This window comes from Enterobacter cloacae complex sp. HYC080_NIDB (assembly GCF_056673325.1).
In genome coordinates this window covers 53,014-76,824 of record NZ_CP114212.1, presented here as the reverse complement: position 1 = coordinate 76,824, position 23,811 = coordinate 53,014, and the positions used below count along the sequence as shown (strand labels likewise).

Genomic DNA, 23,811 nt, shown 5'->3' with positions numbered 1-23,811 from the left:
TGAACTCAAAAAAAACGTTATGCATTGCGCTGATATCTGTTTCCTGATGTCCTGAACGTCAGCCTTTTTCAGGGAGAAAAACGCCAATGAAAAGCAGAAAACAACCCTCATTCCTCATCAGACATAGTACTGCCGTCCATTTTATCGCTTATGCGGGCGCCATTTTTGTCATAACGCCCTTTAACAGTAAAGCGATGCCCGTCTTCGTCTGGATGGCCATGCTGATAGCCTGCGCTATCATCATTTCCTCACGCATAAAACCCCTCACGCTGTTGCAGCTGTCCCAAATGGAATGGAGTGAATACAAAAAAATAGCGGGCTCGACGCTGATGTCTTCTCTGCTGTTTTTAACATCGTGCGTGGCATTTAAATATTTCGCCGGAAATGGCCTGGAGCTACCCGTCACGCTCGCGATCGGGACGGTGGGATGTATCTACTATTCCATCACCCTCTATCTGGACGCCGTGGATGATGACAGAAAGAAAATTGCAAAAAAGGCTTTCACCCTTACACGTGGTGTATGGCTGTTAATTTCCTTCATCTGCTACATACTGGCGCGAAAGGTCTTTATGGACGTCACGGATGTCACCTACGAGGCGACTTTCAATAAAATTACGTCGTTTGGGTTCTTTTTAATCTTCTGCACCTTATTCTTTTCCATGGTATTTCTGCTATTCACGATGGCGCTTCCCTTGTTGCAGAATTCATCGGTCCAGTTTAACGTCATGGCGATTTCTGCCCCCCTTTTCTGCGCTGGCTATATCTTCTTTATTGCCTATAACGTCAATACCAGCCGGGTGCTTGAATACGTCCTCAATGTGACAATCGATTACGACACTCGGGATACGTTTTACTGTAACAATGAATATCGAATTCTCAACGACTATCCCAATGCGCGCTTTATGATGGTAGGTGAAGGTAATTATCGCGTGTTTACGCCAAAAAAGCGGGATTACGGGATCTGGCGTCTGACCTGTAAAAACGTCGCGCCTTTTTATTCCCTGGTAGAGGTTCAGGATAGAAAAGATATTGTTAAAAAAGAGAAAAAATAAAAAAGCGCCCCGGGGGCGCTCTTTCGACGGTGTGACTGGCTTATTTATTCAGTTCAGCAGTCATGTGTACGCGGTTACCCGTGAATGCCTGGGTAATTTTGTAGGATGATGCACCCGCTTCCTGAGCCTGTGCCGCGATTTTAGCTTCTGCACCGTCAATGGTAGAGGCGGTTGCGGTCACAGTCTGTGCAGCGAAAGAACCGAAAGAAGCAGCCAGAGCGATTACAGCGACAAAAGTTTTGATGCTTTTCATGATATAAACCCTTTCGTTAAGTTGTTTTGGTAAGGCACCGTGCCTTGATGAGATAAATACTAGACCTCATCCCGAACAACTAAAAGCGGAAGGTTTTGCCTGAAACATTCAAAATTATTGATCAACTATTAATCGCTGTGGATGGGTATAGATTGTTGCCCTTCCCGGCTTGCAGAACCCGACCAGCGTCAGGTTGCAGCGCTCCGCCACTTCCACCGCCAGCGTTGTGGCCGCCGATACCGCAAACAGGATTTCCACACCGCACATTGCGGACTTTTGCACCATCTCATAACTTGCACGGCTGGAAACAAGCGCCGCGCCCTGTTGCCAGACCTCGCTTTCTCGCGCCCGGCGTCCCAGCAGCTTATCCAGCGCGACATGGCGGCCCACGTCTTCATGCCCTCCGGCAATATCGCCCGACGGCAACACCCACGCCGCCGCATGCGTACAACCGCTTAACTGGCCGATGGGCTGTACGTCGTTGAGATGCTCAAGCGCATGATCAAGGTGTGCCAGATTGAAGGTCTGGGTAAACGGCAATGGCGCAACGGGCTTGCCGATATCATTGAGCTGCTCAACGCCACACACGCCGCAGCCGGTGCGTCCGGCCAGCGCGCGGCGGCGCTCTTTCAATCCCATAAAGCGACGGCTGGAGAGTTCGATTTGCACTTCAAGACCGTTACACGCCTTCACCACGTCCATCCCGTAGATCTCCTGCGGATGCGCAATAATGCCTTCCGAGAGAGAAAAGCCAATGGCGAACAGGTCGAGATCTTTCGGCGAAGCCATCATCACCACATGCGAAATACCGTTGTAAACAAGCGCAACAGGCACTTCTTCCGCCAGCAAATCGGGCGTGGCGTGGGTAATGTGGGGCGGTCTGCGTACCGACAGTTCCACAATGCCTGCAGGCAGTGGCGACGAGTGGGTAGCACGGTTTTGTTTAGACACAGCGGTATTCCTGAACAACCACGGAGGTGAGCCTGCTATTGCAGCATAAACAACAGGCCTTACGCATAGTATGGATCAACTTTTCGACAATCATTCTCCTACTCATTTAGAAGGGGTGCAACCCGGCCAGCGCTACACCGCTTTAACATGCAGAAGCAATAGCGTGATCTGTATCACACTTTATAATCAACATGGTGATAATACGTTCACTTTGTATTAACGCCATTAGAACAGGTGTACCGACACTGTGGTATTCTGATGATATCCCTCGGAGAAATGAGGGATTAACGCAAATTTTTTCCTTTGCGGTCATTCTTCAACCGCGAAGTCAAAACTACATATGTAAGCAATGTCGAAACAAGGAGTGACCCATGCAGGTCAGCAGAAGGCAGTTCTTTAAGATCTGCGCTGGCGGTATGGCAGGCACAACGGCAGCAGCACTGGGCTTTGCGCCCGGCGTCGCGCTGGCGGAAACGCGGCAGTATAAACTGCTGCGCACCCGTGAAACCCGTAATACCTGTACGTACTGCTCTGTCGGTTGCGGGCTGTTAATGTATAGCCTCGGCGACGGTGCTAAAAACGCCAAAGCGTCTATTTTCCATATCGAAGGTGACCCGGATCACCCGGTCAACCGCGGCGCGCTGTGTCCGAAAGGGGCCGGTCTGGTGGACTTTATCCACTCTGAAAGCCGCCTGAAGTTCCCTGAATATCGTGCGCCTGGCTCCGACAAATGGCAGCAAATCAGCTGGGAAGAGGCGTTTGACCGCATCGCTAAACATATTAAAGAAGACCGTGATGCGAACTTCATTGAGAAGAACGCCGACGGCGTGACGGTCAACCGCTGGCTCTCCACCGGGATGCTGTGTGCTTCAGCGTCCAGTAATGAAACCGGCTATTTAACCCAGAAATTTACGCGCGCACTCGGTATGCTCGCGGTCGACAACCAGGCGCGTGTCTGACACGGACCAACGGTAGCAAGTCTTGCTCCAACATTTGGTCGCGGTGCGATGACCAACCACTGGGTCGACATCAAGAACGCCAACCTTATTGTGGTGATGGGTGGTAACGCCGCTGAAGCGCACCCTGTCGGGTTCCGCTGGGCGATGGAAGCCAAAATCCACAACGGTGCGAAACTGATTGTGATCGATCCCCGCTTCACGCGTACAGCGTCAGTGGCGGATTTCTACACCCCTATTCGTTCAGGTACTGACATCACTTTCCTGTCAGGCGTATTGCTGTACCTGATGACCAACGAAAAATACAACCGCGAATACACCGAAGCCTATACCAACGCCAGCCTGATCGTGCGTGAGGATTACCACTTCGAAGATGGCCTGTTCAGCGGTTACGACGCCGAAAAACGCAAGTACGACAAAACCAGCTGGAACTACGAGCTGGATGAGAAAGGCTTTGCGAAACGCGATACCACCCTGCAACACCCGCGCTGCGTGTGGAACCTGCTGAAAGAGCACGTCTCCCGCTACACGCCGGAGGTGGTCGAAAACATCTGTGGTACGCCGAAGGCGGACTTCCTGAAGGTCTGCGAGCTGATCGCCGAAACCAGCGCGAAAGATAAAACCGCGTCGTTCCTCTACGCCCTCGGCTGGACGCAACACTCCATCGGTGCGCAGAACATCCGTACCATGGCGATGGTTCAGCTCCTGCTCGGCAACATGGGCATGGCAGGCGGCGGCGTGAACGCCCTGCGCGGTCACTCCAACATTCAGGGTCTGACCGACCTCGGCCTGCTGTCTCAAAGCCTGACAGGTTATATGAACCTGCCAAGCGAGAAACAAACCGACCTGCAAACCTACCTGACGGCCAGCACGCCAAAACCGCTGCTCGAAGGCCAGGTGAACTACTGGGGCAACTATCCGAAGTTCTTCGTCTCGCTGATGAAAGCCTTCTACGGCGACAAGGCGACGGCGGAAAACAGCTGGGGCTTTGACTGGCTGCCGAAGTGGGACAAAGGCTACGACGTGCTTCAGTACTTCGAGATGATGCATCAGGGTCAGGTCAACGGCTATATCTGCCAGGGCTTTAACCCGGTGGCCTCGTTCCCGAACAAGAACAAGGTTGTTGAGTCCCTGTCGAAACTGAAGTTCCTGGTGACGATTGACCCGCTCAATACTGAAACCTCGACCTTCTGGCAGAACCACGGCGAATCGAATGACGTCGATCCGTCGAAGATTCAGACTGAAGTGTTCCGTCTGCCATCTACCTGCTTCGCGGAAGAGAACGGGTCTATTGTCAACTCCGGCCGCTGGCTGCAGTGGCACTGGAAAGGTGCGGACGCCCCGGGCATCGCCATGAACGACGGCGAGATCCTGGCCGGTATTTTCTTACGCCTGCGTAAGATGTACGCGGCTGAAGGTGGCGCGAACCCGGAACCGGTGTTGAACATGACCTGGAACTACTCGACGCCTGAAAATCCTGCGCCGGAAGAAGTGGCGATGGAGAGCAACGGTAAGGCGCTGGCGGATGTTATCGACCCGACCACCGGCACCGTGCTGGCGAAGAAAGGCGATCAGCTCAGTACCTTCGCCCATCTGCGCGATGACGGTACCACGTCAAGCGGCTGTTGGATCTTCGCTGGTAGCTGGACGCCGAAAGGCAACCAGATGGCCAACCGCGACAACGCCGACCCGTCGGGCCTCGGCAATACGCTGGGCTGGGCGTGGGCGTGGCCGCTTAACCGTCGCATCCTCTATAACCGTGCCTCCGCTGACCCGCAGGGCAACCCGTGGGATCCGAAGCGTCAGCTTCTGAAGTGGGACGGCGCGAAATGGGGCGGCGTGGATATTCCGGACTACAGCACTGCCGCACCAGGCAGCGATGTCGGACCGTTTATCATGCAGCCTGAAGGGATGGGACGTCTGTTTGCCATTGATAAGATGGCAGAAGGGCCGTTCCCGGAACACTACGAGCCGTTTGAGACGCCGCTGGGCACTAACCCGCTGCACCCGAACGTGGTCTCTAACCCGGCAGCGCGTATCTTCAAGGGCGACTTTGAAGCGCTGGGTAAAAAAGACAAGTTCCCGTACGTGGGCACCACCTATCGTCTGACCGAGCACTTCCACTACTGGACCAAGCACGCGCTGCTTAACGCCATCGCGCAGCCGGAGCAGTTTGTGGAGATCGGCGAGAAGCTGGCGAACAAGCTCGGCATCGCCCATGGCGATACCGTGAAGGTCTCCTCTAACCGCGGCTACATTAAAGCCAAGGCGGTGGTGACCAAGCGTATTCGCACGCTGAACGTTCATGGTCAGCAGGTGGATACCATCGGCATCCCAATTCACTGGGGTTATGAGGGCGTGGCGAAGAAAGGGTTCATTGCAAATACCCTGACGCCGTTCGTCGGTGATGCGAACACGCAGACGCCGGAGTTTAAGGCCTTCCTCGTGAACGTGGAAAAGGTGTAACGGAGACGACTTATGGCTTATCAATCTCAAGACATTATCCGTCGTTCCGCGACTAACGGTTTCACGCCCGCGCCTCAGGCGCGGGACCACCAGCAGGAAGTGGCGAAACTTATCGACGTGACCACCTGTATCGGCTGTAAAGCCTGTCAGGTGGCCTGCTCTGAGTGGAACGATCTGCGTGACGAAGTGGGTCACAACGTTGGGGTGTACGACAACCCTGCGGACCTGACCGCCAAGTCCTGGACGGTGATGCGTTTCTCGGAAGTGGAGCAGAACGACAAACTGGAATGGCTTATCCGCAAAGATGGCTGTATGCACTGCGCGGATCCGGGCTGCCTGAAGGCATGTCCGTCAGAAGGGGCTATCATTCAGTATGCCAACGGCATCGTCGACTTCCAGTCCGAGCAGTGCATCGGCTGCGGCTACTGCATTGCGGGCTGTCCGTTCGACGTACCGCGCCTGAATCCGGAAGACAACCGCGTCTACAAATGCACGCTGTGCGTTGACCGCGTCACTGTCGGCCAGGAGCCCGCGTGCGTGAAGACCTGCCCAACCGGCGCTATCCACTTTGGCTCTAAAGAGGATATGAAAACGCTGGCGGCAGAGCGCGTGGGCGAGCTGAAAACCCGTGGTTACGACAATGCGGGCCTGTACGATCCGGCCGGTGTTGGTGGTACGCATGTGATGTATGTGCTGCACCATGCCGACAAGCCGAATCTGTATCACGGCCTGCCGGAGAACCCGGAAATCAGCGCCACCGTGAAGTTCTGGAAAGGCATCTGGAAACCGCTGGCCGCGGTAGGTTTTGCTGCCACCTTCGCAGCGAGCATCTTCCACTACGTCGGCGTCGGTCCGAACCGTGCGGAAGAGGAAGACGACAACCTGCATGAAGAGAAAGACGAGGTGCGCAAATGAGAAAACGTGACACCATCGTGCGCTACACCGCGCCGGAACGCATCAACCACTGGGTCACCGCCTTCTGCTTCATGCTGGCGGCGATAAGCGGGCTGGGGTTCTTCTTCCCCTCCTTCAACTGGCTGATGCAGATCATGGGGACACCACAACTGGCGCGTATACTGCACCCGTTTGTTGGCGTCATCATGTTCGCGTCGTTCATCATCATGTTTTTCCGCTACTGGCACCATAACCTAATCAATCGGGATGATATCTTTTGGGCGAAGAATATTCGTAAGATCGTCGTCAACGAGGAAGTAGGTGATACCGGGCGTTATAACTTCGGTCAGAAATGCGTATTCTGGGCGGCGATTATCTTCCTGGTCCTGTTGCTGGTCAGCGGCGTGATCATCTGGCGTCCGTATTTTGCGCCTGCTTTCTCAATCCCGGTGATCCGATTCGCGCTGATGCTGCATTCATTTGCCGCAGTGGCGCTAATTGTGGTTATCATGGTGCATATTTACGCTGCCCTCTGGGTGAAAGGCACCATTACCGCGATGGTGGAAGGCTGGGTAACCAGTACGTGGGCGAAGAAACATCACCCGCGCTGGTACCGTGAAGTCCGCCAGAAACAGGAAAAGTCATCTGAATGAGTATTCGCATAATCCCGCAAGATGAGCTGGGGTCGAGCGAGAAACGTACGGCGGAGTATATTCCGCCGTTGTTATTCCCCAGACTCAAGAACCTCTACAACCGCCGCGCAGAGCGTCTGCGCGAGCTGGCAGAGAACAACCCGCTGGGCGATTTTCTGCGTTTTGCTGCGCTTGTCGCCCACGCGCAGGAAGTGGTGCTGTACGACCACCCACTGCAAATGGACCTGACTGCGCGCATCAAAGAAGCCAATGAGCAGGGCAAGCCGCCGCTGGATATTCACGTCCTGCCGCGCGACAAGCACTGGCACAAGCTGCTGCATTCGCTGATTGCCGAGCTGAAGCCCGAAATGAGCGGTACTGCGCTTGCGGTCATTGAGAACCTGGAAAAAGCGTCCGAACAGGAGCTGGAAGAGATGGCGAGTGCGCTGTTTGCTTCCGACTTTTCGCTGGTCAGCAGTGATAAAGCGCCGTTTATCTGGGCGGCACTGTCGCTCTACTGGGCGCAGATGGCAAGCCTGATCCCCGGCAAAGCCCGCGCCGAGTACGGCGAAGCGCGCCAGTTCTGCCCGGTGTGCGGTTCCATGCCGGTCTCCAGCATGGTACAGATTGGCACCACCCAAGGGCTGCGCTACCTGCACTGCAACCTGTGCGAAACCGAATGGCACGTGGTGCGCGTGAAGTGCAGCAACTGCGAGCAGACCCGCGATCTCAACTACTGGTCGCTGGAAAATGAAGAAGCGGCAGTGAAAGCTGAAAGCTGCGGCGACTGTGGGACCTACCTGAAGATTCTGTATCAGGAAAAAGACCCGAAAGTCGAAGCGGTAGCCGACGATCTCGCCTCGCTGATTCTGGACGCCAAAATGGAGCAGGAGGGCTTCGCCCGCAGCTCAATCAACCCGTTCCTGTTCCCGGGTGAAGGGGAGTAATCTCCCGTAACCGTGCCGGGCGGCGCAAGCTTGCCCGGCCAGTCATACCCGCTTTAATCCGCTTCCGTACTTTCCCCCACTTTCAGATTTTATTTAGCCGCTACGCGTAGAAAAGTCGCTGTGACTTCGTCACGATCCCTTGCAAGAAAACATTACATTTTGTAAGGGAAAATGTTGAAAAGGGAATTTCGACCAGTCGCAACGAAGCGCACCGGCTTTTTTATCTGTGCTGTTCTCAGCCTTTCATCGGGTGCCAGCGCCGCACCGGGTGATGAACCGTTTATCCTGCAACAGCAGCGTCAGCAGGCGCTGGAAACCCAACTGACGCCCCAGGCGCCTGACGTTCGGCTGCAATCTCCGGCAACACGTAACGAAAGCGGCGAATTTGCCGCCGAAACGCCCTGCTTCACCATCCATGACGTGACGCTGACGGGGCATAACGCCCTCCCGCACTGGGTACCGCTGCAGCGCATCGCGAATCAGGCCGTCGGGAAGTGCCTCGGCGCACGGGGTATCAACCACGTGATGAGCCTGCTGCAAAACCGGCTGATCGCCCACGGCTGGACAACCGCACGCGTGCTGGCTCCCGCTCAGGATTTAAAAAGCGGCCATTTAACACTGGCCGTTATTCCGGGGAAAATACGCCACGTCACATTGACCGATAACAGCCGTCGCGGGTTATGGCTTTACAGCGCCTTCCCGGCACATGACGGTAATCTGCTCGACCTGCGGGATATCGAGCAGGGTCTGGAGAACCTCCAGCGCCTGCCCACCGTCCAGGTTGAGATGGATATCGTTCCGGCTGAACAGCCGGGTGAGAGCGATATCGTGATAACCCGCCAGCAGAGCAAATTCTGGCGGCTTGGCCTGTCGCTTGATGATTCTGGCTCGTCGTCAACGGGCCGCTATCAGGGTGGGCTAACGCTGTCGCTGGATAACCCGCTGGCGCTGAGCGATCTCTTCTGGTTTTCCATGAACCATGACCTGCAAACCGGGCCGGAAAAAGGCAACCAAAACCTCAGCGCCCACTGGTCTGTTCCCGTGGGCTGGTGGGCATTTTCCGTTACCGGCAGCGATTACCACTATCACCAGACCGTGGCGGGGCTAAACGGCGACATTCGTTACAGCGGCAAAAGCCAGAGTCTGGTGGCGCAGGCCAGCCGGGTTCTGCATCGCAGCAGCGCCCAAAAAACCACGTTCACCTGGGACGTGGAGAGCCGGACAACGAAAAACTACATCAACGACACGGAAGTGGAAGTTCAGCGCCGCCACGTCTCCTCCTGGAAGGCCGGGCTTCAGCATCGCCACTATATCGGCCCGGCAACGCTTGATGCAGGCATCAACTATCAGCGCGGCACGCGATGGTTTGGCGCCCAGCCAGCCCCCGAAGAAACGTTCGATGAAGCCACGGCGCTGGGCCGAATTCTTCGCACCAACGCACGCCTGAGCCTGCCGTTCGCACTCAGCACGCAGCACTTGCGTTACGACGTAGCCTGGCAGCGTCAGACCAGCAACACGCCGCTCACTTCACAGGATCAGTTCGCCATCGGCGGGCGCTGGACGGTGCGCGGCTTCGACGGTGAACGCACGCTCAACGCCGATCGCGGCTGGCTGGTTCGAAACGATCTCTCCTGGCAGACCCCGCTTGCCGGAACCGAGCTCTATCTGGCTGCCGACTACGGTGAGGTCGCTGGCAACGGCACGGAGTACCTGACGGGCAACCATCTGGCCGGTGGCGCCGCGGGCTTGCGCGGTGCGCTCTGGAAAGTGGGATACGACGCCTTCGCGGGCGTGCCGTTCTCCCACCCGGACGGTTTTAAAACCAGCCCGGCAACCTTCGGCTTCAACCTCAACATGGATTTCTGAGTATGCGCTACGGCGAATTGACGGTTCATTGTCCCCAGCTCGAGGACGTCGCGCTGAGTGAAGCCGAAGTGCTGGGCGCGTCGGTCTGGCTCTGGATGCATTCCCTTAACCACCGTGACGCGCCGCTGCACGTCCTGCCCGTGGTGCTCTTGACCATCATTAAACACCAGCAGTACGTGCTGGTAGAGGAGAAAGGACGCCCGATCTTTTTCCTGAGCTGGGCATGGATGAGCGAAGAAGCCGAACGCCGCTATCTCACCCAGGAGACGGTCGTCCTGCCGGAAGAAGACTGGTGTAACGGCGATCGGATGTGGTTTCGCGATTTTATTGCCCCCTTTGGGCACGCGGAAGCCCTGTTTCGCCTGGTACGCGAGGAGATTTTTCCGCATCACGTTGCGCGCTTTCTGTGGCATCGCGGCAATGAGAAAGACCGTCGTATCAAAACGTTTTATGGCAGGCAGGTCACGCGCGAAGCGCTGCTGAACTGGAAACACACGCACCCGCTGCACGGATAAAAATAAAAAGGATTTCACCATGAATAAACGTCTGTACCGTATCGTCTTTAATAAAGCCCGCGGCATGCTGATGGTCGTTTCGGAGCTGGCGCGCGGCTGTTCGGGCGGATCGTCTTCCTCCGGGATCGGGCACGCGCTTCAGCGTCTTGTCTGCCGCGTCGGCGCACTCAGCCTTGCGCTGTGGCTGGCCTCTGGAGCCGTCACGGTGCAGGCCGCCGGGATTGTGGCGGACGCCTCCGCGCCCGGTAAACAGCAGCCCACCGTGATCAGCACCGCTAACGGCACGACGCAGGTGAATATCCAGACCCCGTCTGCAGGCGGCGTGTCCCGCAACACCTACAGTCAGTTCGACGTTGGCCGGGACGGGGCCATCCTCAATAACGCCCATAAAAATACCTCAACCGAACTCGGCGGAATGGTGACCGCCAACCCGTGGCTGGCGAAAGGCGAGGCTAAAGTCATCCTCAACGAGGTGAACGCACGCAACCCGAGCCAGCTCAACGGCTACATTGAGGTGGCTGGACAAAAGGCCGACGTGATCATTGCCAGCCCGTCGGGCATTACCTGTGACGGCTGCGGCTTTATCAACGCCGGGCGCGCCACGCTGACGACCGGTACCGCGCAGATGCAGGATGGCCGGATAACCGGGTATCAGGTGGAGCGCGGTGAGATTACCGTGAACGGCAACGGGCTGGATACCTCCGGGCAGGCGCACACCGATATCATCGCCCGGGCGGTTCAGGTGAATGCGGCGATTCACGCGCAGGATTTACGCGTCACTACCGGGCGCAACACGGTGGATGCGGCGCATGAAAAGGTGACCGCCCTTGCGGATAACGGTGCGGCAAAACCCGTCATGGCGCTGGATGTCTCCCAGGTCGGCGGCATGTACGCCGGGAAAATCCGTCTGATCGGGACGGAAAAAGGCGTCGGCGTGCGCAACGCGGGCAATATTGGCGCAGAAGCCGGAACAGTCACCCTCTCCGCCGACGGGCGTATTGAGAATAGCGGCACGGTCTGGTCTTCCGCTGACGTCCCCCTTTCTGGCACCGACGCCATACAAAACAGCGGCTCCCTCGCTGCACAGCGCAACGTCAGCCTGACGGGCAAAACGATTGCCAGCACCGGCACGCTGGCAGCAGGCGTGCAGCCCGATGGCACCACGGGCCGCGACGGCGATCTGACGCTCAACGCCAGCGGCAAACTTGAGATGCATGGACTGAATGTGGCGGGTGGCAACATCAGGTCCACGGGGCAGGGGTTGGATGCATCAGGCAGCGTGACGCAGGCCAACGCCATTACCCTTAACGCCGGACAAGGCGACCTCAGCACCGCCGGTGCGGAAGTCATCGCGAATGACACACTCAGCGCCACGGCAACCGGCACGCTGGATAACAGCAGCGGCCTGCTCGCCGCCGACCAGCTCACGCTCACGGCAAAACGCCTGCAAAATCAGAAAGGCCAGATAAGCCAGAGCGGCACGCGGGGTCTGACGCTGAACCATCAGGACGGCATTGATAACCGCGAAGGCATGATTGCCGCCAACGCCACGGTAAGCGTCAACGCCGCGTCGCTGGATAACCGTAAAGGCCAGATCGTTGCCGCCGATACCGGCAGCGCCCTGACGATAAAAACGGCTGGCCTGACGGACAACCGCGAGGGTGAACTGGCAGCAGCAGGCAGTATCAGCCTGAGCGCCGACACTCTGAACAACAGCAGCGGCTTTATCAGCGCGGAACACGGCCGCGTCGGGCTAACCAGCCGCAACGCGCTGGCTAACGTCGGCGGGACAATTGCCGCCCACGATACCCTGACGCTCGACAGCGCCGGGTTGAACAACGACGAAGGGTTAATTCAGTCCGGGGCGGACATGATCGTCGACACTCACGGGAACCGCCTGTCAAACAACACGACCCTGACGACTGGCGGCATCGTCAGCTTCGGCACCCTAAACGTCAACGCCGGCAGCATCAGCAATCAGCACGGCATGCTGGCCAGCGCGAAAGAAACCGTCGTAACGGCCGCGGACGTGGACAACCGCAACGGTACCCTGAGCGCCACAGGTTCGCTGAATCTGCATGTGGGGTCGCTGGAGAATACGCAAGGCACGCTGGTATCCGGCGGCGATGCGCGGATAGACGCATCCCGGATAGACAACCAGAAAGGGATGATTGTCGCCCAGGGCGATCTTGCCGTCACGGCACAGCGTCTGGATAACGACAGCAGCGGGCTGGTCCAGAGCGGAAGGGATCTCACGCTGGCCGTTGACGGTATCAGCAACCGCAACAGCGGGGACACGGGCGGCATCGTGAGCCAGGGAAACCTGAGCATAACCACGACCGATCTGCAAAATGATGCGGGCGTACTGCTCGCCGAAAAACGGGCCACGCTGGACGCCGCGCGCTTTAGCAACATCGCCGGGACGCTGTATGCCCTGGATACGCTGACGCTTGCCACGCACAGCGATACCGACAACCGTCAGGGGGTCATTCAGGGAAGCGGGCTCGTTCTTGATACGCACGGCTGGCAGCTGGATAACCGCGAGGGGACGATTTACAGCCTGGCGGACATGCAGCTCGCCACCGCTGCGCTGAACAACCAGAACGGCACGCTGGGCGCAAAAGGGGAGTTCACGCTGCGGGCAACCTCGCTGGATAACCGTTCCGGCGGGCGTCTGGTGGGTGAGCAGGAGATGACCCTCAACCTCGAGCGTCTTGATAACCAGGGCGGGCAGATCCAGTCTCTCGGTGAACTGGCGGTGAACGCCGTAACGGGGGCGATCGACAACACGCTGGGCCTGATACGCAGTGGCGCAACGGTGACGCTCAACGCAGCCTCGCTGATCAATCGCAATACGCAGGCTGAAGATAAGGGTATTGAAGGGCTGGATGTGAAAATCAACAGCCAGCAGTTCGATAATGCTCTGGGAACAACGCGGGCAGGCAATACGTTATCTGTCACCAATGCCGGAACCCTGGATAACACGCAGGGTGACCTGTCCGCCGAGGGGGCGCTGTCGCTGAGCGGCCCGGCTTTGCGGCTTCTCAACGCTGACGGGGTCGTTATTGGCGGGGAGAACGTCACGCTTGAAGCCGACGCGCTAACCGGAGACGGTCAGCTTCTGTCGCTCGGCGATATGACGATTCACACGCAGCAGAGTTTTAACAACGCGGGTGATGTGATTGCCAACGGCAGCATGACCTTCACCACGCCGGGCAGCGTGACCAACAGCGGTAACCTGCTGGCGGGCGCAAAACTGGATCTCAGCGCCGCCAGCCTGTTCAATGCCGCGTCCGGCGAGATTGCCGCCGGCGCGACCTGGCTGACCCTCTCCTCAAGCCTGAGTAATTACGGTCTTATCGACGGCAGCCAGACGTGGCTGCGTACCGAAACCTTAACGAACGCGGGTACCGGCCGCATCTACGGCGATCATCTGTCGATTCAGGCGACAACGCTCAATAACCTCGCCCAGGACGGAACGGCAGCGACCCTCGCCGGACGCCAGCGCATGGACATCGGGGCACAGACAATCAACAACCGCGACCACGCGCTGATCTACAGCGACGGGGCGATGGCCATCGGCGGGCGCGTGGACGACAACGGCTTCGCCATCGGGCAGGCGAAAACCCTCAACAACCACAGCGCGACCATTGAGTCCGCGGGCGACATGGCGCTCTCCATCGGCCAGCTCAACAACATCAACGACCATTTCAGCACCGAAGTGGTGCTCATCTCCACGGAGCAGATCCACGAGTACCAGCAAAAGGGATCGCCCACCCGCTGGGATGCGGATGCTGACGGCGTGTTCGTCGACCACAACTCGGCCGACCACCTGCTTAACCTCAACACCCCGGACGATACCGGGGCCAACAACGACAACTTTTACGAGTACACCTACACCCGTACCATTGAAGAAGAGGTGATTGCCGAAAGTGACCCGGGCAAAATCCTCGCCGGCGGCAATATGCTGATTACGGCAAATCAGGTTCTGAACGATAAAAGCCAGATTGTGGCGGGGGGAACGCTCGGGATCTTCGCCGATTCGGTGGATAACGTGATGCCGGAAGGCAGCCGATGGATCACCGATGCAGGCTCGGTCACACACTACAGCCGTAAATCCAGAAAGGGTGGCGACTCGCAGGGAAAAAGCACCTCGGACTACGCCCCGCCTGTGGTTATCCAGTCGATCACCCTGTCGCCGGGCAAAATGGAAGGCAACAGCCAGGCCGATGGCAGCGGCATGACCCTTTCCCCCGCCAGCGCCCACAAAACAGATACCACGCTTAGCGGGACGGGGAGCCTGGCGGTGGGTGTGGACACCACCTCCCCGGGTTCCCCTGCCCTGCCCTCCGGTAATGCGCCTGGCAAATGGATTGAAACGCCCGCCAGCGATGCGCAGGGCGTGGTGGTACGTGCCGCAGGGCCGGACATCCGTCTGCCGGACAGCAGCCTGTTTAACACCCTGCCCGATCCGAATGCGCACTACCTGATCGAAACCGATCCACGCTTCACCAACAACAAGACGTGGCTCGGCAGTGATTATATGCAGAATGCGTTCATGACGGATCCGGATAACGTGCACAAGCGCCTTGGCGACGGCTATTACGAGCAGCGCCTGGTACGCGAGCAGATCATCGCGCTCACCGGCGGCCGCTACCTGGGCGACTACCGCGACGATGAGACCCAGTTCAGGGCATTGATGGATGCGGGCATTGCTTTCGGGCAGACGCATCAGCTTGTCCCTGGCGTGGCGCTCACCGCCGAACAGATGAGCCTGCTGACGGAGGACATGGTCTGGCTGGTCAACACCCGCGTTCAGCTTGCCGACGGCAGCTGGCAGACGGTGATGGTGCCGCAGGTGTATGTGCGCGTACAGCCTGGCGACATCGACGGCTCCGGCGCGCTGATGGGGGGCCAGAATCTGGTGATGAACCTGAACCGCGACCTGGTCAACAGCGGCACCCTGCACGGGCGTGACGCGATGCAGCTCAGCGCCGACAACATCACCAACAAAGCAGGAACGATACAGGGGGCTGACGTCAGCCTGTTCGCCCGCTCGGACATCAACAACACCGGCGGCACGATTTCCGGCAAAAATGCCGTGCTGGCCACGGCCGGGCGCGACATCAGCCTCACCACCACCGCCCGCAGCGCACAGAGCAGCAGCGGGAAAAAAAGTTTTGAGCGCACCACCGTAGAGCGCGTGGCGGGGATCTACGTCCAGGGCGATGACGGTAAGCTGATGCTGAACGCCGGGCGCGATCTCACCCTGACCGGCGCGCAGGTCGTTAACAGCGGCAGTGGAAGCCAGACGGTGCTCAGTGCCGGGCGGGATCTGAACCTCACCACCGTCACTACCTCCGCCAGCGATAACCTGACGTGGGATAAAAATAACTGGCTGAAGCAGTCCGTCACGCAGCAGGCGGGCAGCGAGGTGGCCGGCGGAGGCGATATCCTGATGATGGCCGGCCGCGACGTGAGTGCGCAGGCCGCAACCGTGGAGGCGGGCAGCAGCCTCGCCGTCAGCGCGGGGCGCGACATCGCCGTCACCGCCGCCACCGACAGCAGCACATTTGAGTCGCACCATCAGTCCACCGGCAGCAGCGGCGCGCTGTCGAAAAAAACCGTGACCACGCACGATGTGGTGAACAGTGAGACCGCACAGGGAGCCCTGTTCAGCGGCGACAGCGTCACCCTGCAGGCGGGCAATAACCTGCGGGTGCAGGGCAGCGATATCGTGGGCGATAACGATGTCCGGCTGGCGGCAGGCAACAGCCTGACCGTGGCCACGGCGGAGGAGCACAGCCAGGAGAGCCATCAGCGCCAGGAGAAAAAATCCGGCTTCTCCGGCACGGGCGGCATCGGCGTCAGCTACGGCAGCCAGAGCCTGAAGGTCACCGACACCGCGCAGGACACCACCCATCGCGGCAGCACTATTGGCTCCGTGAACGGCAGCGTCACGCTGAGCGCGGGCAATGACCTGAGCGTCCACGGTTCGGATCTGATTGCCGGGCAGGACATGACGCTCGCCGGGAAAAACGTCAGCATCACCGCCGCCACGGAGAGCGGCACACAGACCCACACCGTGGAGCAAAAATCTTCCGGCCTGACCCTTGCGCTCTCCGGCGCGGCGGGTGGTGCTCTCGACAGCAGCGTGAGCACCCTTAAGCAGGCCAGGGAGACCGATAACGACCGCCTCGCCGCGCTGCAGGCGGTGAAAGGCGCACTGACCCTCGGACAGGGCGCGCAGTCCGTCATGCTCGACCAGGCCACCGGCAACCAGAAGGGCAACGACAACACCGTCGGCATCAGCCTCTCTTACGGCAGCCAGTCGTCAAAATCCACCCAGACCAGCACGCAGGCCACCGCAAAAGGCAGCAGCCTCACCGCCGGGAATAACCTCACCGTGGTGGCAACCGACGGCGACCTGCTGGTTCACGGCAGCCAGCTTGATGCGCAGAACGACCTGTGGCTACAGGCCAGCCGGGACGTGAACCTGATTTCCGCACTGAACACCTCCACGCTCGACGGCCAAAACGAGAGCCACGGCGGCAGCGCGGGCGTCGGTATCGGCTACGGCTCCGGTGGTGCGGGCATCTCCGTCTCCGCCAGCGTGAACAGCGGCAAAGGAACCGAGCGCGGCAACGGCACCACCCGCACCGAAACCACGGTTAACGCGGGGGATACGCTCACAATCGTCAGCGGCCGCGATACGAATCTCACCGGGGCGCAGGTCAGCGGGGAGAGCGTGCTGGCCGATATCGGGCGCAACCTGACCATTACCAGTGAACAGGACACCGACCGTTACGACAGCAGCCAGAAGAACGCCAGCGCGGGCGGCAGCTTCACCTTCGGCACCATGAGCGGCTCCGCCAGCGTTAATTACAGCCGCGACAGGATGAACAGCGACTACGCCTCCGTGAAGGAGCAGAGCGGTATCTTCGCAGGCTCCGGCGGGTTCGACATCACCGTCGGCGGCCACACGCAGCTCGACGGCGCGGTTATCGCCTCCACCGCCACGGCGGATAACAACCGCCTCGACACCGGGACGCTCGGCTGGCGGGATATCCATAACACCGCTGAATACGACGTGGAGCACCAGAGCGCGGGCATCAGCACCGGGGGCAGCACCGGCGGCAGCATCGCGGGGCAGTTCGCCGGGAATATGGCGAGCAACCTGCTGGTCGGGGCGGACAGCAGCGACAGCGCGGAGGGCACCACGCGTGCGGCCATTGAAAACGGCACGGTGGTGGTTCGCGATAAGGAGCATCAGACGCAGGACGTGGCGGACCTGAGCCGCGACACGGCGAATGCAAACGGCAGCATCGACGCCATCTTCGATAAGGAGAAAGAGCAGCGCAGAATGGAGGAGGCGCAGCTTATCGGGGAAATCGGCAGCCAGGTGGCGGATATCGCCCGCACGCAGGGTGAGATAAATGCGCTGGAGGAAGCGCGTAAGGTACATCCTGAGATGACCACCGACCAGCTGAAAGACACTCAGGCCTACCGTGACGCGCAGGCAGAATACGGCACGGGCAGCGACATGCAGCGCGCCATCCAGGCGGCTACCTCTGCCGCTCAGGGTCTGGCGGGCGGTGACATGACCGCCGCACTGGCCGGAGCCGCCGCACCGTACGTGGCGGAGGTTATCGGCCACCGTTCCGGGCTGGACGATACGATGGAAAAAGCCGCCGCCCACGCGGTGGCGAATGCGGTGCTGGCGGCAATGCAGGGGAAAGACGCGCTTGCGGGTGCGGCGGGTGCCGCCGCCGGGGAGCTGGCGGGCGGAATTGCGCTGGAGATGTACGGGAAGGATGTTGCTGCGCTGAGCGAAAGTGAAAAGCAGACCGTCAGCGCCCTGGCTACTCTTGCCGCAGGGATAGCAGGCGGCGTTGCGGGAGACGGCACGGCAAGTGCCATTGCGGGGGCGCAGTCCGGGAAGACGGTGGTTGAGAATAACCTGATGGCCGGGAGTGAGGATGCACAGGTTGCGTGGCTACAACAGCACGGAACTGATATGACGAGCTGTGCAGATGCCCCCTCTTCAGCAAGCTGCCAGAAAGCAATGAATGAACGGGATGCCGTCGGACTGGCACTGGCAAGCGGTGGCGTGGCGTTATTGCCCGGTGGTGCTCAGGTAATGTGGGGGCTTGGTGCTGGCGCTAATGCCGGGGTCAGCTATTGGGTAGATGGCGCAATTGACCCGGCGAATGTCGCCATCGCTGGTTGGGTAAACATATTCAGTATGGGGAACGGAATTACAGGTACCGTGGGCTGGAATGCGGCAGGTGGTGCGCTGGGTAACTGGATTGACAATAAAGACCCACTTTCTAGTGCACTTATCAATGGTGTCGGTGCGGGTATTGGTTATGGTATTGGTAAAGGACTTTCATGGGGCGTTAATGCCGGGGCAAACTGGTGGAAAGGCGGCTGGGATCCGAAGTTTAATGCTGACCTGAGACAGTTTACTGAAGTAAAAGGGGATTATGGTATTTCAAAAGAAATTAAACCAAGCGATATTCCTGGTAATTTCGGTGACATTGGAGCCTCTTTCTCCTCCGAATATGGCGGTAAAAAACTTGAACCATTCATTGAGGATAAGTTTAAATGAAATATATTAATGACAAAATATTAAATCTTCTTACCCTATTTATCGTATGTGTAATGGGAATTACATTTACATTTTTATGTATAGCCCTGTCGGTAGACATTTTAGTTTGGATACTTACGGGTTCTTTTGATTTAACAAAAATCGAGATATTAAAAATCATTAAAATTGGCTGTGCTATTGGCTCTTTTACTGGCACGATTTTTGTTATTGCTAATCTTTTAAAATTAAATGGGTTTAGGGGATAGCGATATCAAAATTGTTAAATTGTCATTTTAAATAATTCGCTGGTTAGGAAGAACAGCAGGCCGCGGAAAAACCGTCGTGGCCGATATCGGGCGCAACCTGGCCATTACCAGTGAACAGGACACCGACCGTTACGACAGCAAACAGCAAAACGCCAGCGCGGGCGGCAGCTTTACCTTCGGCACCATGAGCGGCTCGGCCAGCGTTAATTACAGCCGCGACAGCATGAACAGCGACTATGCCTCCGTGAAGGAGCAGACCGGCATCTTCGCAGGCTCCGGCGGGTTCGACATCGTAGAAGATAGATCTGGCAATGGAAATAGATGGGAGTATATTAACAAACCATTTATAGAAGATATCACGCTATCTAAAAAAGAGGTTGATATTATTATGGCTGATGTTAAAAAATATGCCGAGGCTTTTTTAAATGAATAAGTATACATGTTGACGACCGGGATTTAAAATTTTAACTATCACCTACTGCGTATCAGCATTAGGAATATATACATTCTAGCAACCTGCTGGTCGGGGCGGACAGCAGCGGCAGCGCGGAGGGCACCACGCGGACGGCCATTGAAAACGGCACGGTGGTGGTTCGCGATAAGGAGCATCAGACGCAGGACGTGGCGGACCAGAGCCGCGACACGGCGAATGCAAACGGCAGCATCGACGCCATCTTCGATAAGGAGAAAGAGCAGCGCAGGATGGAGGAGGCGCAGCTTATCGGGGAAATCGGCAGCCAGGTGGCGGATATCGCCCGCACGCAGGGTGAAATCGCGAAACAGGAGGCCATGAACGACCCGGCAGCGCTCCGCGCCGCAGAGGAGAAGCTGAGGGCTGAAGGCAAGAGCAACCCTACCCCTCAGGAGATAGCCGACCAGGCCGGACGCACGGCAATTGAACAGTACGGCACGGGCAGCGACATGCAGCGCGCCATCCAGGCGGCTACCGCTGCCGCTCAGGGTCTGGCGGGCGGCGACATGACCGCCGCGCTGGCCGGAGCCGCCGCACCGTACGTGGCGGAGGTTATCGGCCACCGTTCCGGGCTGGACGACGGGATGGAAAAAGCCGCCGCCCACGCGGTGGCGAATGCGGTGCTGGCCGCGATGCAGGGGAAAGACGCGCTTGCGGGTGCGGCGGGTGCCGCCGCCGGGGAGCTGGCGGGCGGAATTGCGCTGGAGATGTACGGGAAGGATGTTGCTGCACTGAGTGAAAGTGAAAAACAGACCATCAGCGCGCTGGCGACTCTTGCCGCAGGGATAGCAGGCGGCGTAGCGGGAGACGGCACGGCAAGCGCCATTGCGGGGGCGCAGTCCGGGAAGACAACGGTGGAGAATAACACGCTGAGTCTGCCGAAAGGGATGATGGACTATGGCATGGCAGCAACGTCCTGGAATCAGTATGCAGAGGACAACGGGCTATCAGCAGAAGAGAAACAGGCGGGGCTGGATAAACTGTCGAAAGGGGATTTACCTGAAGAGGCTAATATCACTAAAGCGATAGTGGAAGGTTATCAGGATGGGGTATTTATGGCTGGAGCCATTTATCTTGGCCCGACAGTCGCAGTGGGAAAAGGTGTTACCGGTGCGGTTATTGGTGGTGGTGCTAACTCTTTATTCCAATACATGAGTATGTCGCCAGGCAGTGAGTTTAGTTACTACAGCGCTGCCGTAGCGGCAGGTGCTGGTTATCTGGCGCCAGGATATAAGATTGGTGGTAACACTCTTATTAATATGGGTGGTGCATTTATGACTGATGGACCCAGCTTAACTGGTCAGGGTGGCGCCATTGCGGGGTCGCTGGCCGGGGGTTATTTTGGGAAGTATGCTCCAAAGCTGATTGCGCCATACGTGGGGGCGTTTTCCGGTGTGATAGGAGATATTGGTTCTGCTTCTGTCTTTGAAATATCCAATGATACAGTTAAAGAATTAATAAAAAACAAGGATAAAAAACAATGAAAAAGAAAATGACACTTCATATATTTATTCTTATTTTTATCTATATGACTACCGCTTTTTTTGCACTGGGTGTAGTTACCAGGATTGTAACGGCAGTTATTTATACTGGGGAGGTTTATTTATCGTTATCCGGTGTTATTAAAGTCGTCAAGATGAGTGTTGTTGCAGGAATATTTATTGCAGTGGGATGTTTAATATTCAACAAAATAGACGAGTACAATGCTCGTAAAAAGCTACCCACCGACCCCGATAAGTGATCCTCAGCGACTAAAATCCCCGCCTTCTAAAGCGGGGAATTTTGCTATTTAGTCGTCTTCACAGCGGATCAGGCAGTCGTAGCGATCACGCCTGATCGTCGGAATATCGCCGGTATCGTTAACCCCACCAGAACACCCTTGATCGGCTGGGCATCTTCTTTTTATTGAAGTGGACGACGCTTAAACCTTCGGCACAACCCCACAGCTCGCGGGTGCTCTGGGGGGGATCACAATGCAATCCTTCATCATGCGGATTTTAACCAGCATACAATCAATAAAACCTGCATTCGACAACCATTTCCCGTAGAGAGATGTTTTTCTCTCCTTTAATTTAACGTGGATTTATTATTTCAGAGTGAATATATGGAGTTGTGGTTTCTTAATTAACTCTTGGATTTTATGAAGTTGTAATCAATTATATAAGACCCTATTTCATTTGAATGAGCACTAACCCTTACAGCATCTGCTCCTGGTTCACCCGCTGCTTGAAGTGCTTTTTTATTTGTACACAATTGAATCCAACGCTTTGTGTTATAGTCCTTAAACCACAACCCTGCTTCACAATGACCAAACCTCCCCTTTCTTGGGCCAGGATATGTTATTTCATAAGCCGCTTCGTATGTAATAACGTTTCCCTTCGACATAAACACGAAAACATCATAAATCCCTAATGAAAGAATAAAGCCACAACTAAACCCCACCCAAAAAAGTTCAATGACATAATTTGATGTTTTACCAATAGGTCTATAATAGGTAGCTCTCCCGGAGAATATGAGACCAAAAATAGATCCTATCGTTATATACGTTAACCATTCTGGAACAGAGTTCATTAGAACAGTTCTCATTGAAATCATGCTCACCCAAATGATATAGGCAAGAAAACAACCCAAAAGCAAAAAACTCAATAATAATATAATTACGAGCCCGGATTTGTTTCGTTCAAAGCTGTAGTATTTATTCATTTTATTACAAATTCATAACGAGTCATTAGTACATAAATGTTGCAATAATAATTGATGCAATAGCTAAACACCATTTAGCTTTCCTTAATTACAATTTGGGTTTTATTTGGAAAGTAGAGAATTAAAAATGCAATTGGCAACACATCTTTTATTACGACAACAAGGATTAACTATACGCTCGTCTATGAAGGTTCGAACGCCGATCTGGATGGCAATTACGCCATCAATAGATTTATTTTTAATACAACATGAGAGTTATCTTCTAAAAAGATAACTCTCTTTTAACTGCGCTACTCCTCTTCATTTCCCCCCTCTTCATACGCGCCATACGGCTTCGCAGGGAGAACGATGTAAGTTCCTTCAAACACCGCGCCCGGGGTGTCATCGCCAAACAGCTCAACCTGCATCTGCACGCGCGCTTTGCGGCCACGCGCCAGACGATCAAGGTCGCCGCCCAGTGCGCCAAGGTCAGCCACCGCGCTCGGTTTGCCGCTGATCGGCGCGCTGTAACGGATATGGGCATCGGCCAGAATGATGGTGCCGCCAAGATGGCGCTCGCGCAGCATCAGCCAGATCAGCCCCCAGCCGGTGAGCGTTGCCAGAGAAAACAGGCTGCCAGCAAACAGGGTGTGGTGAGGGTTCTGGTTGCCGATTTCCGGCATAGTGGTAATGAATTTTTGCCCGGTGTACTGCTGGATGCGCACGCCCATCTTTTCACTCAGAGGGATATGTTCATACCAGGCTTGCTGTAACTGACCGCACCAGTCTGCGCGATGCAGAATGTCGTCCAGAGTGGCAATGGGTTTGATCATCAAAAAATGACGAATCGGCGTGGTTTGCGGGGCGGTGATTTCCCCCTGATTCACAAAACCGAGTTTGGCAAAAAACTCCACGGCATCTTCGCGGGCGCTACATGTGACGCGCTTAACGCCTTCCTGGCGGGCGACGGACTCAAGAGTCATTGCCATTAGCGTCCCCAGCCCTTTGTCCTGTACGGAAGGGTGAACCGCCATAAAGCGAATAGATGCTTCGTTATCGGCATTGATATACAGACGCCCGACGGCGACGAGATTGCCCTCCTCGTCCATCACCATCTGGTGATGGGCCATTGCGTCCCAGGCGTCGCGCTCAGAGCCTTTCGGTTGATGTAATGGCTTGCGCAGCATTTCCCAGCGGAACTGGTAATAGGCTTCTAACTCTTCTTCCGTTTGCGGTACTCGAAGGTGATACATAGCTGTACTCTCTCTT

15 protein-coding genes and 1 pseudogene are annotated in these 23,811 nt (G+C 56.7%); 11 read left to right on the top strand and 5 right to left on the bottom strand.

Annotated features, from left to right (window positions below; translation table 11 throughout):
- The first annotated feature begins 86 nt into the window (after positions 1–86).
- Positions 87–1,052, top strand: coding sequence for a hypothetical protein (locus tag O1723_RS00320; protein WP_023338881.1), 966 nt, complete (start codon positions 87–89; stop codon positions 1,050–1,052).
- 40 nt (positions 1,053–1,092) lie between these two features.
- On the opposite strand, the gene O1723_RS00315 is transcribed toward O1723_RS00320, so the two are convergent.
- Complete coding sequence (locus O1723_RS00315; protein WP_014885733.1) at positions 1,093–1,305, bottom strand: YdgH/BhsA/McbA family protein; 213 nt, start codon at positions 1,303–1,305, stop codon at positions 1,093–1,095.
- A 114-nt stretch (positions 1,306–1,419) separates the two neighbouring features.
- Complete coding sequence (gene fdhD, locus O1723_RS00310) at positions 1,420–2,256, bottom strand: formate dehydrogenase accessory sulfurtransferase FdhD (RefSeq protein WP_014885735.1); 837 nt, start codon at positions 2,254–2,256, stop codon at positions 1,420–1,422.
- A gap of 371 nt (positions 2,257–2,627) precedes the next feature.
- Here fdhD and fdnG point away from each other — a divergent pair, with 371 nt between their 5' ends.
- The 10 genes and pseudogenes from fdnG to O1723_RS00260 all read left to right on the top strand — a co-directional run bounded on the left by fdnG (position 2,628) and on the right by O1723_RS00260 (position 21,601).
- Positions 2,628–5,678, top strand: a complete 3,051-nt coding sequence (fdnG, locus tag O1723_RS00305; RefSeq protein WP_086527813.1) for a formate dehydrogenase-N subunit alpha — start codon at positions 2,628–2,630, stop codon at positions 5,676–5,678.
- A 12-nt stretch (positions 5,679–5,690) separates the two neighbouring features.
- Positions 5,691–6,593: a formate dehydrogenase subunit beta gene (gene fdxH, locus O1723_RS00300; protein WP_008501831.1), complete on the top strand. Its 903-nt coding sequence runs from the start codon at positions 5,691–5,693 to the stop codon at positions 6,591–6,593.
- Positions 6,590–7,225, top strand: a complete 636-nt coding sequence (gene fdoI, locus O1723_RS00295) for a formate dehydrogenase cytochrome b556 subunit (protein ID WP_008501832.1) — start codon at positions 6,590–6,592, stop codon at positions 7,223–7,225. The genes fdxH and fdoI overlap by 4 nt, the downstream gene beginning before the upstream one ends.
- Entirely contained in the window at positions 7,222–8,151 is a 930-nt protein-coding gene (gene fdhE, locus O1723_RS00290; RefSeq protein WP_014885738.1) for a formate dehydrogenase accessory protein FdhE, read from the top strand. The genes fdoI and fdhE overlap by 4 nt, the downstream gene beginning before the upstream one ends.
- A gap of 171 nt (positions 8,152–8,322) precedes the next feature.
- Positions 8,323–10,017, top strand: coding sequence for a ShlB/FhaC/HecB family hemolysin secretion/activation protein (locus O1723_RS00285; RefSeq protein ID WP_023336475.1), 1,695 nt, complete (start codon positions 8,323–8,325; stop codon positions 10,015–10,017).
- Positions 10,018–10,019: 2 nt separating this feature from the next.
- Positions 10,020–10,532, top strand: a complete 513-nt coding sequence (locus O1723_RS00280; RefSeq protein WP_248191072.1) for a toxin-activating lysine-acyltransferase — start codon at positions 10,020–10,022, stop codon at positions 10,530–10,532.
- Positions 10,533–10,551: 19 nt separating this feature from the next.
- Positions 10,552–19,143: a hemagglutinin repeat-containing protein gene (locus O1723_RS00275; protein ID WP_333145751.1), complete on the top strand. Its 8,592-nt coding sequence runs from the start codon at positions 10,552–10,554 to the stop codon at positions 19,141–19,143.
- The gene (locus tag O1723_RS00270; protein WP_014885742.1) at positions 19,140–19,388 is read left to right on the top strand and encodes a hypothetical protein; all 249 of its coding nucleotides are present in this window, start codon (positions 19,140–19,142) and stop codon (positions 19,386–19,388) included. The genes O1723_RS00275 and O1723_RS00270 overlap by 4 nt, the downstream gene beginning before the upstream one ends.
- A gap of 64 nt (positions 19,389–19,452) precedes the next feature.
- Positions 19,453–21,344 (top strand): annotated as a pseudogene (locus O1723_RS00265) (VENN motif pre-toxin domain-containing protein); the annotation flags it as partial.
- Complete coding sequence (locus tag O1723_RS00260; RefSeq protein ID WP_023336481.1) at positions 21,341–21,601, top strand: hypothetical protein; 261 nt, start codon at positions 21,341–21,343, stop codon at positions 21,599–21,601. The pseudogene O1723_RS00265 and the gene O1723_RS00260, both read left to right, overlap by 4 nt.
- 180 nt (positions 21,602–21,781) lie before the next feature.
- On the opposite strand, the gene O1723_RS00255 is transcribed toward O1723_RS00260, so the two are convergent.
- From O1723_RS00255 to fabY, 3 genes are all read right to left on the bottom strand, one after another.
- Positions 21,782–21,895, bottom strand: a complete 114-nt coding sequence (locus tag O1723_RS00255; RefSeq protein WP_332959808.1) for a hypothetical protein — start codon at positions 21,893–21,895, stop codon at positions 21,782–21,784.
- A gap of 89 nt (positions 21,896–21,984) precedes the next feature.
- The gene (locus tag O1723_RS00250) at positions 21,985–22,431 is read right to left on the bottom strand and encodes a hypothetical protein (protein ID WP_196479504.1); all 447 of its coding nucleotides are present in this window, start codon (positions 22,429–22,431) and stop codon (positions 21,985–21,987) included.
- A gap of 422 nt (positions 22,432–22,853) precedes the next feature.
- Positions 22,854–23,795, bottom strand: coding sequence for a fatty acid biosynthesis protein FabY (gene fabY / locus O1723_RS00245; protein ID WP_023336483.1), 942 nt, complete (start codon positions 23,793–23,795; stop codon positions 22,854–22,856).
- Positions 23,796–23,811 lie beyond the last annotated feature (16 nt).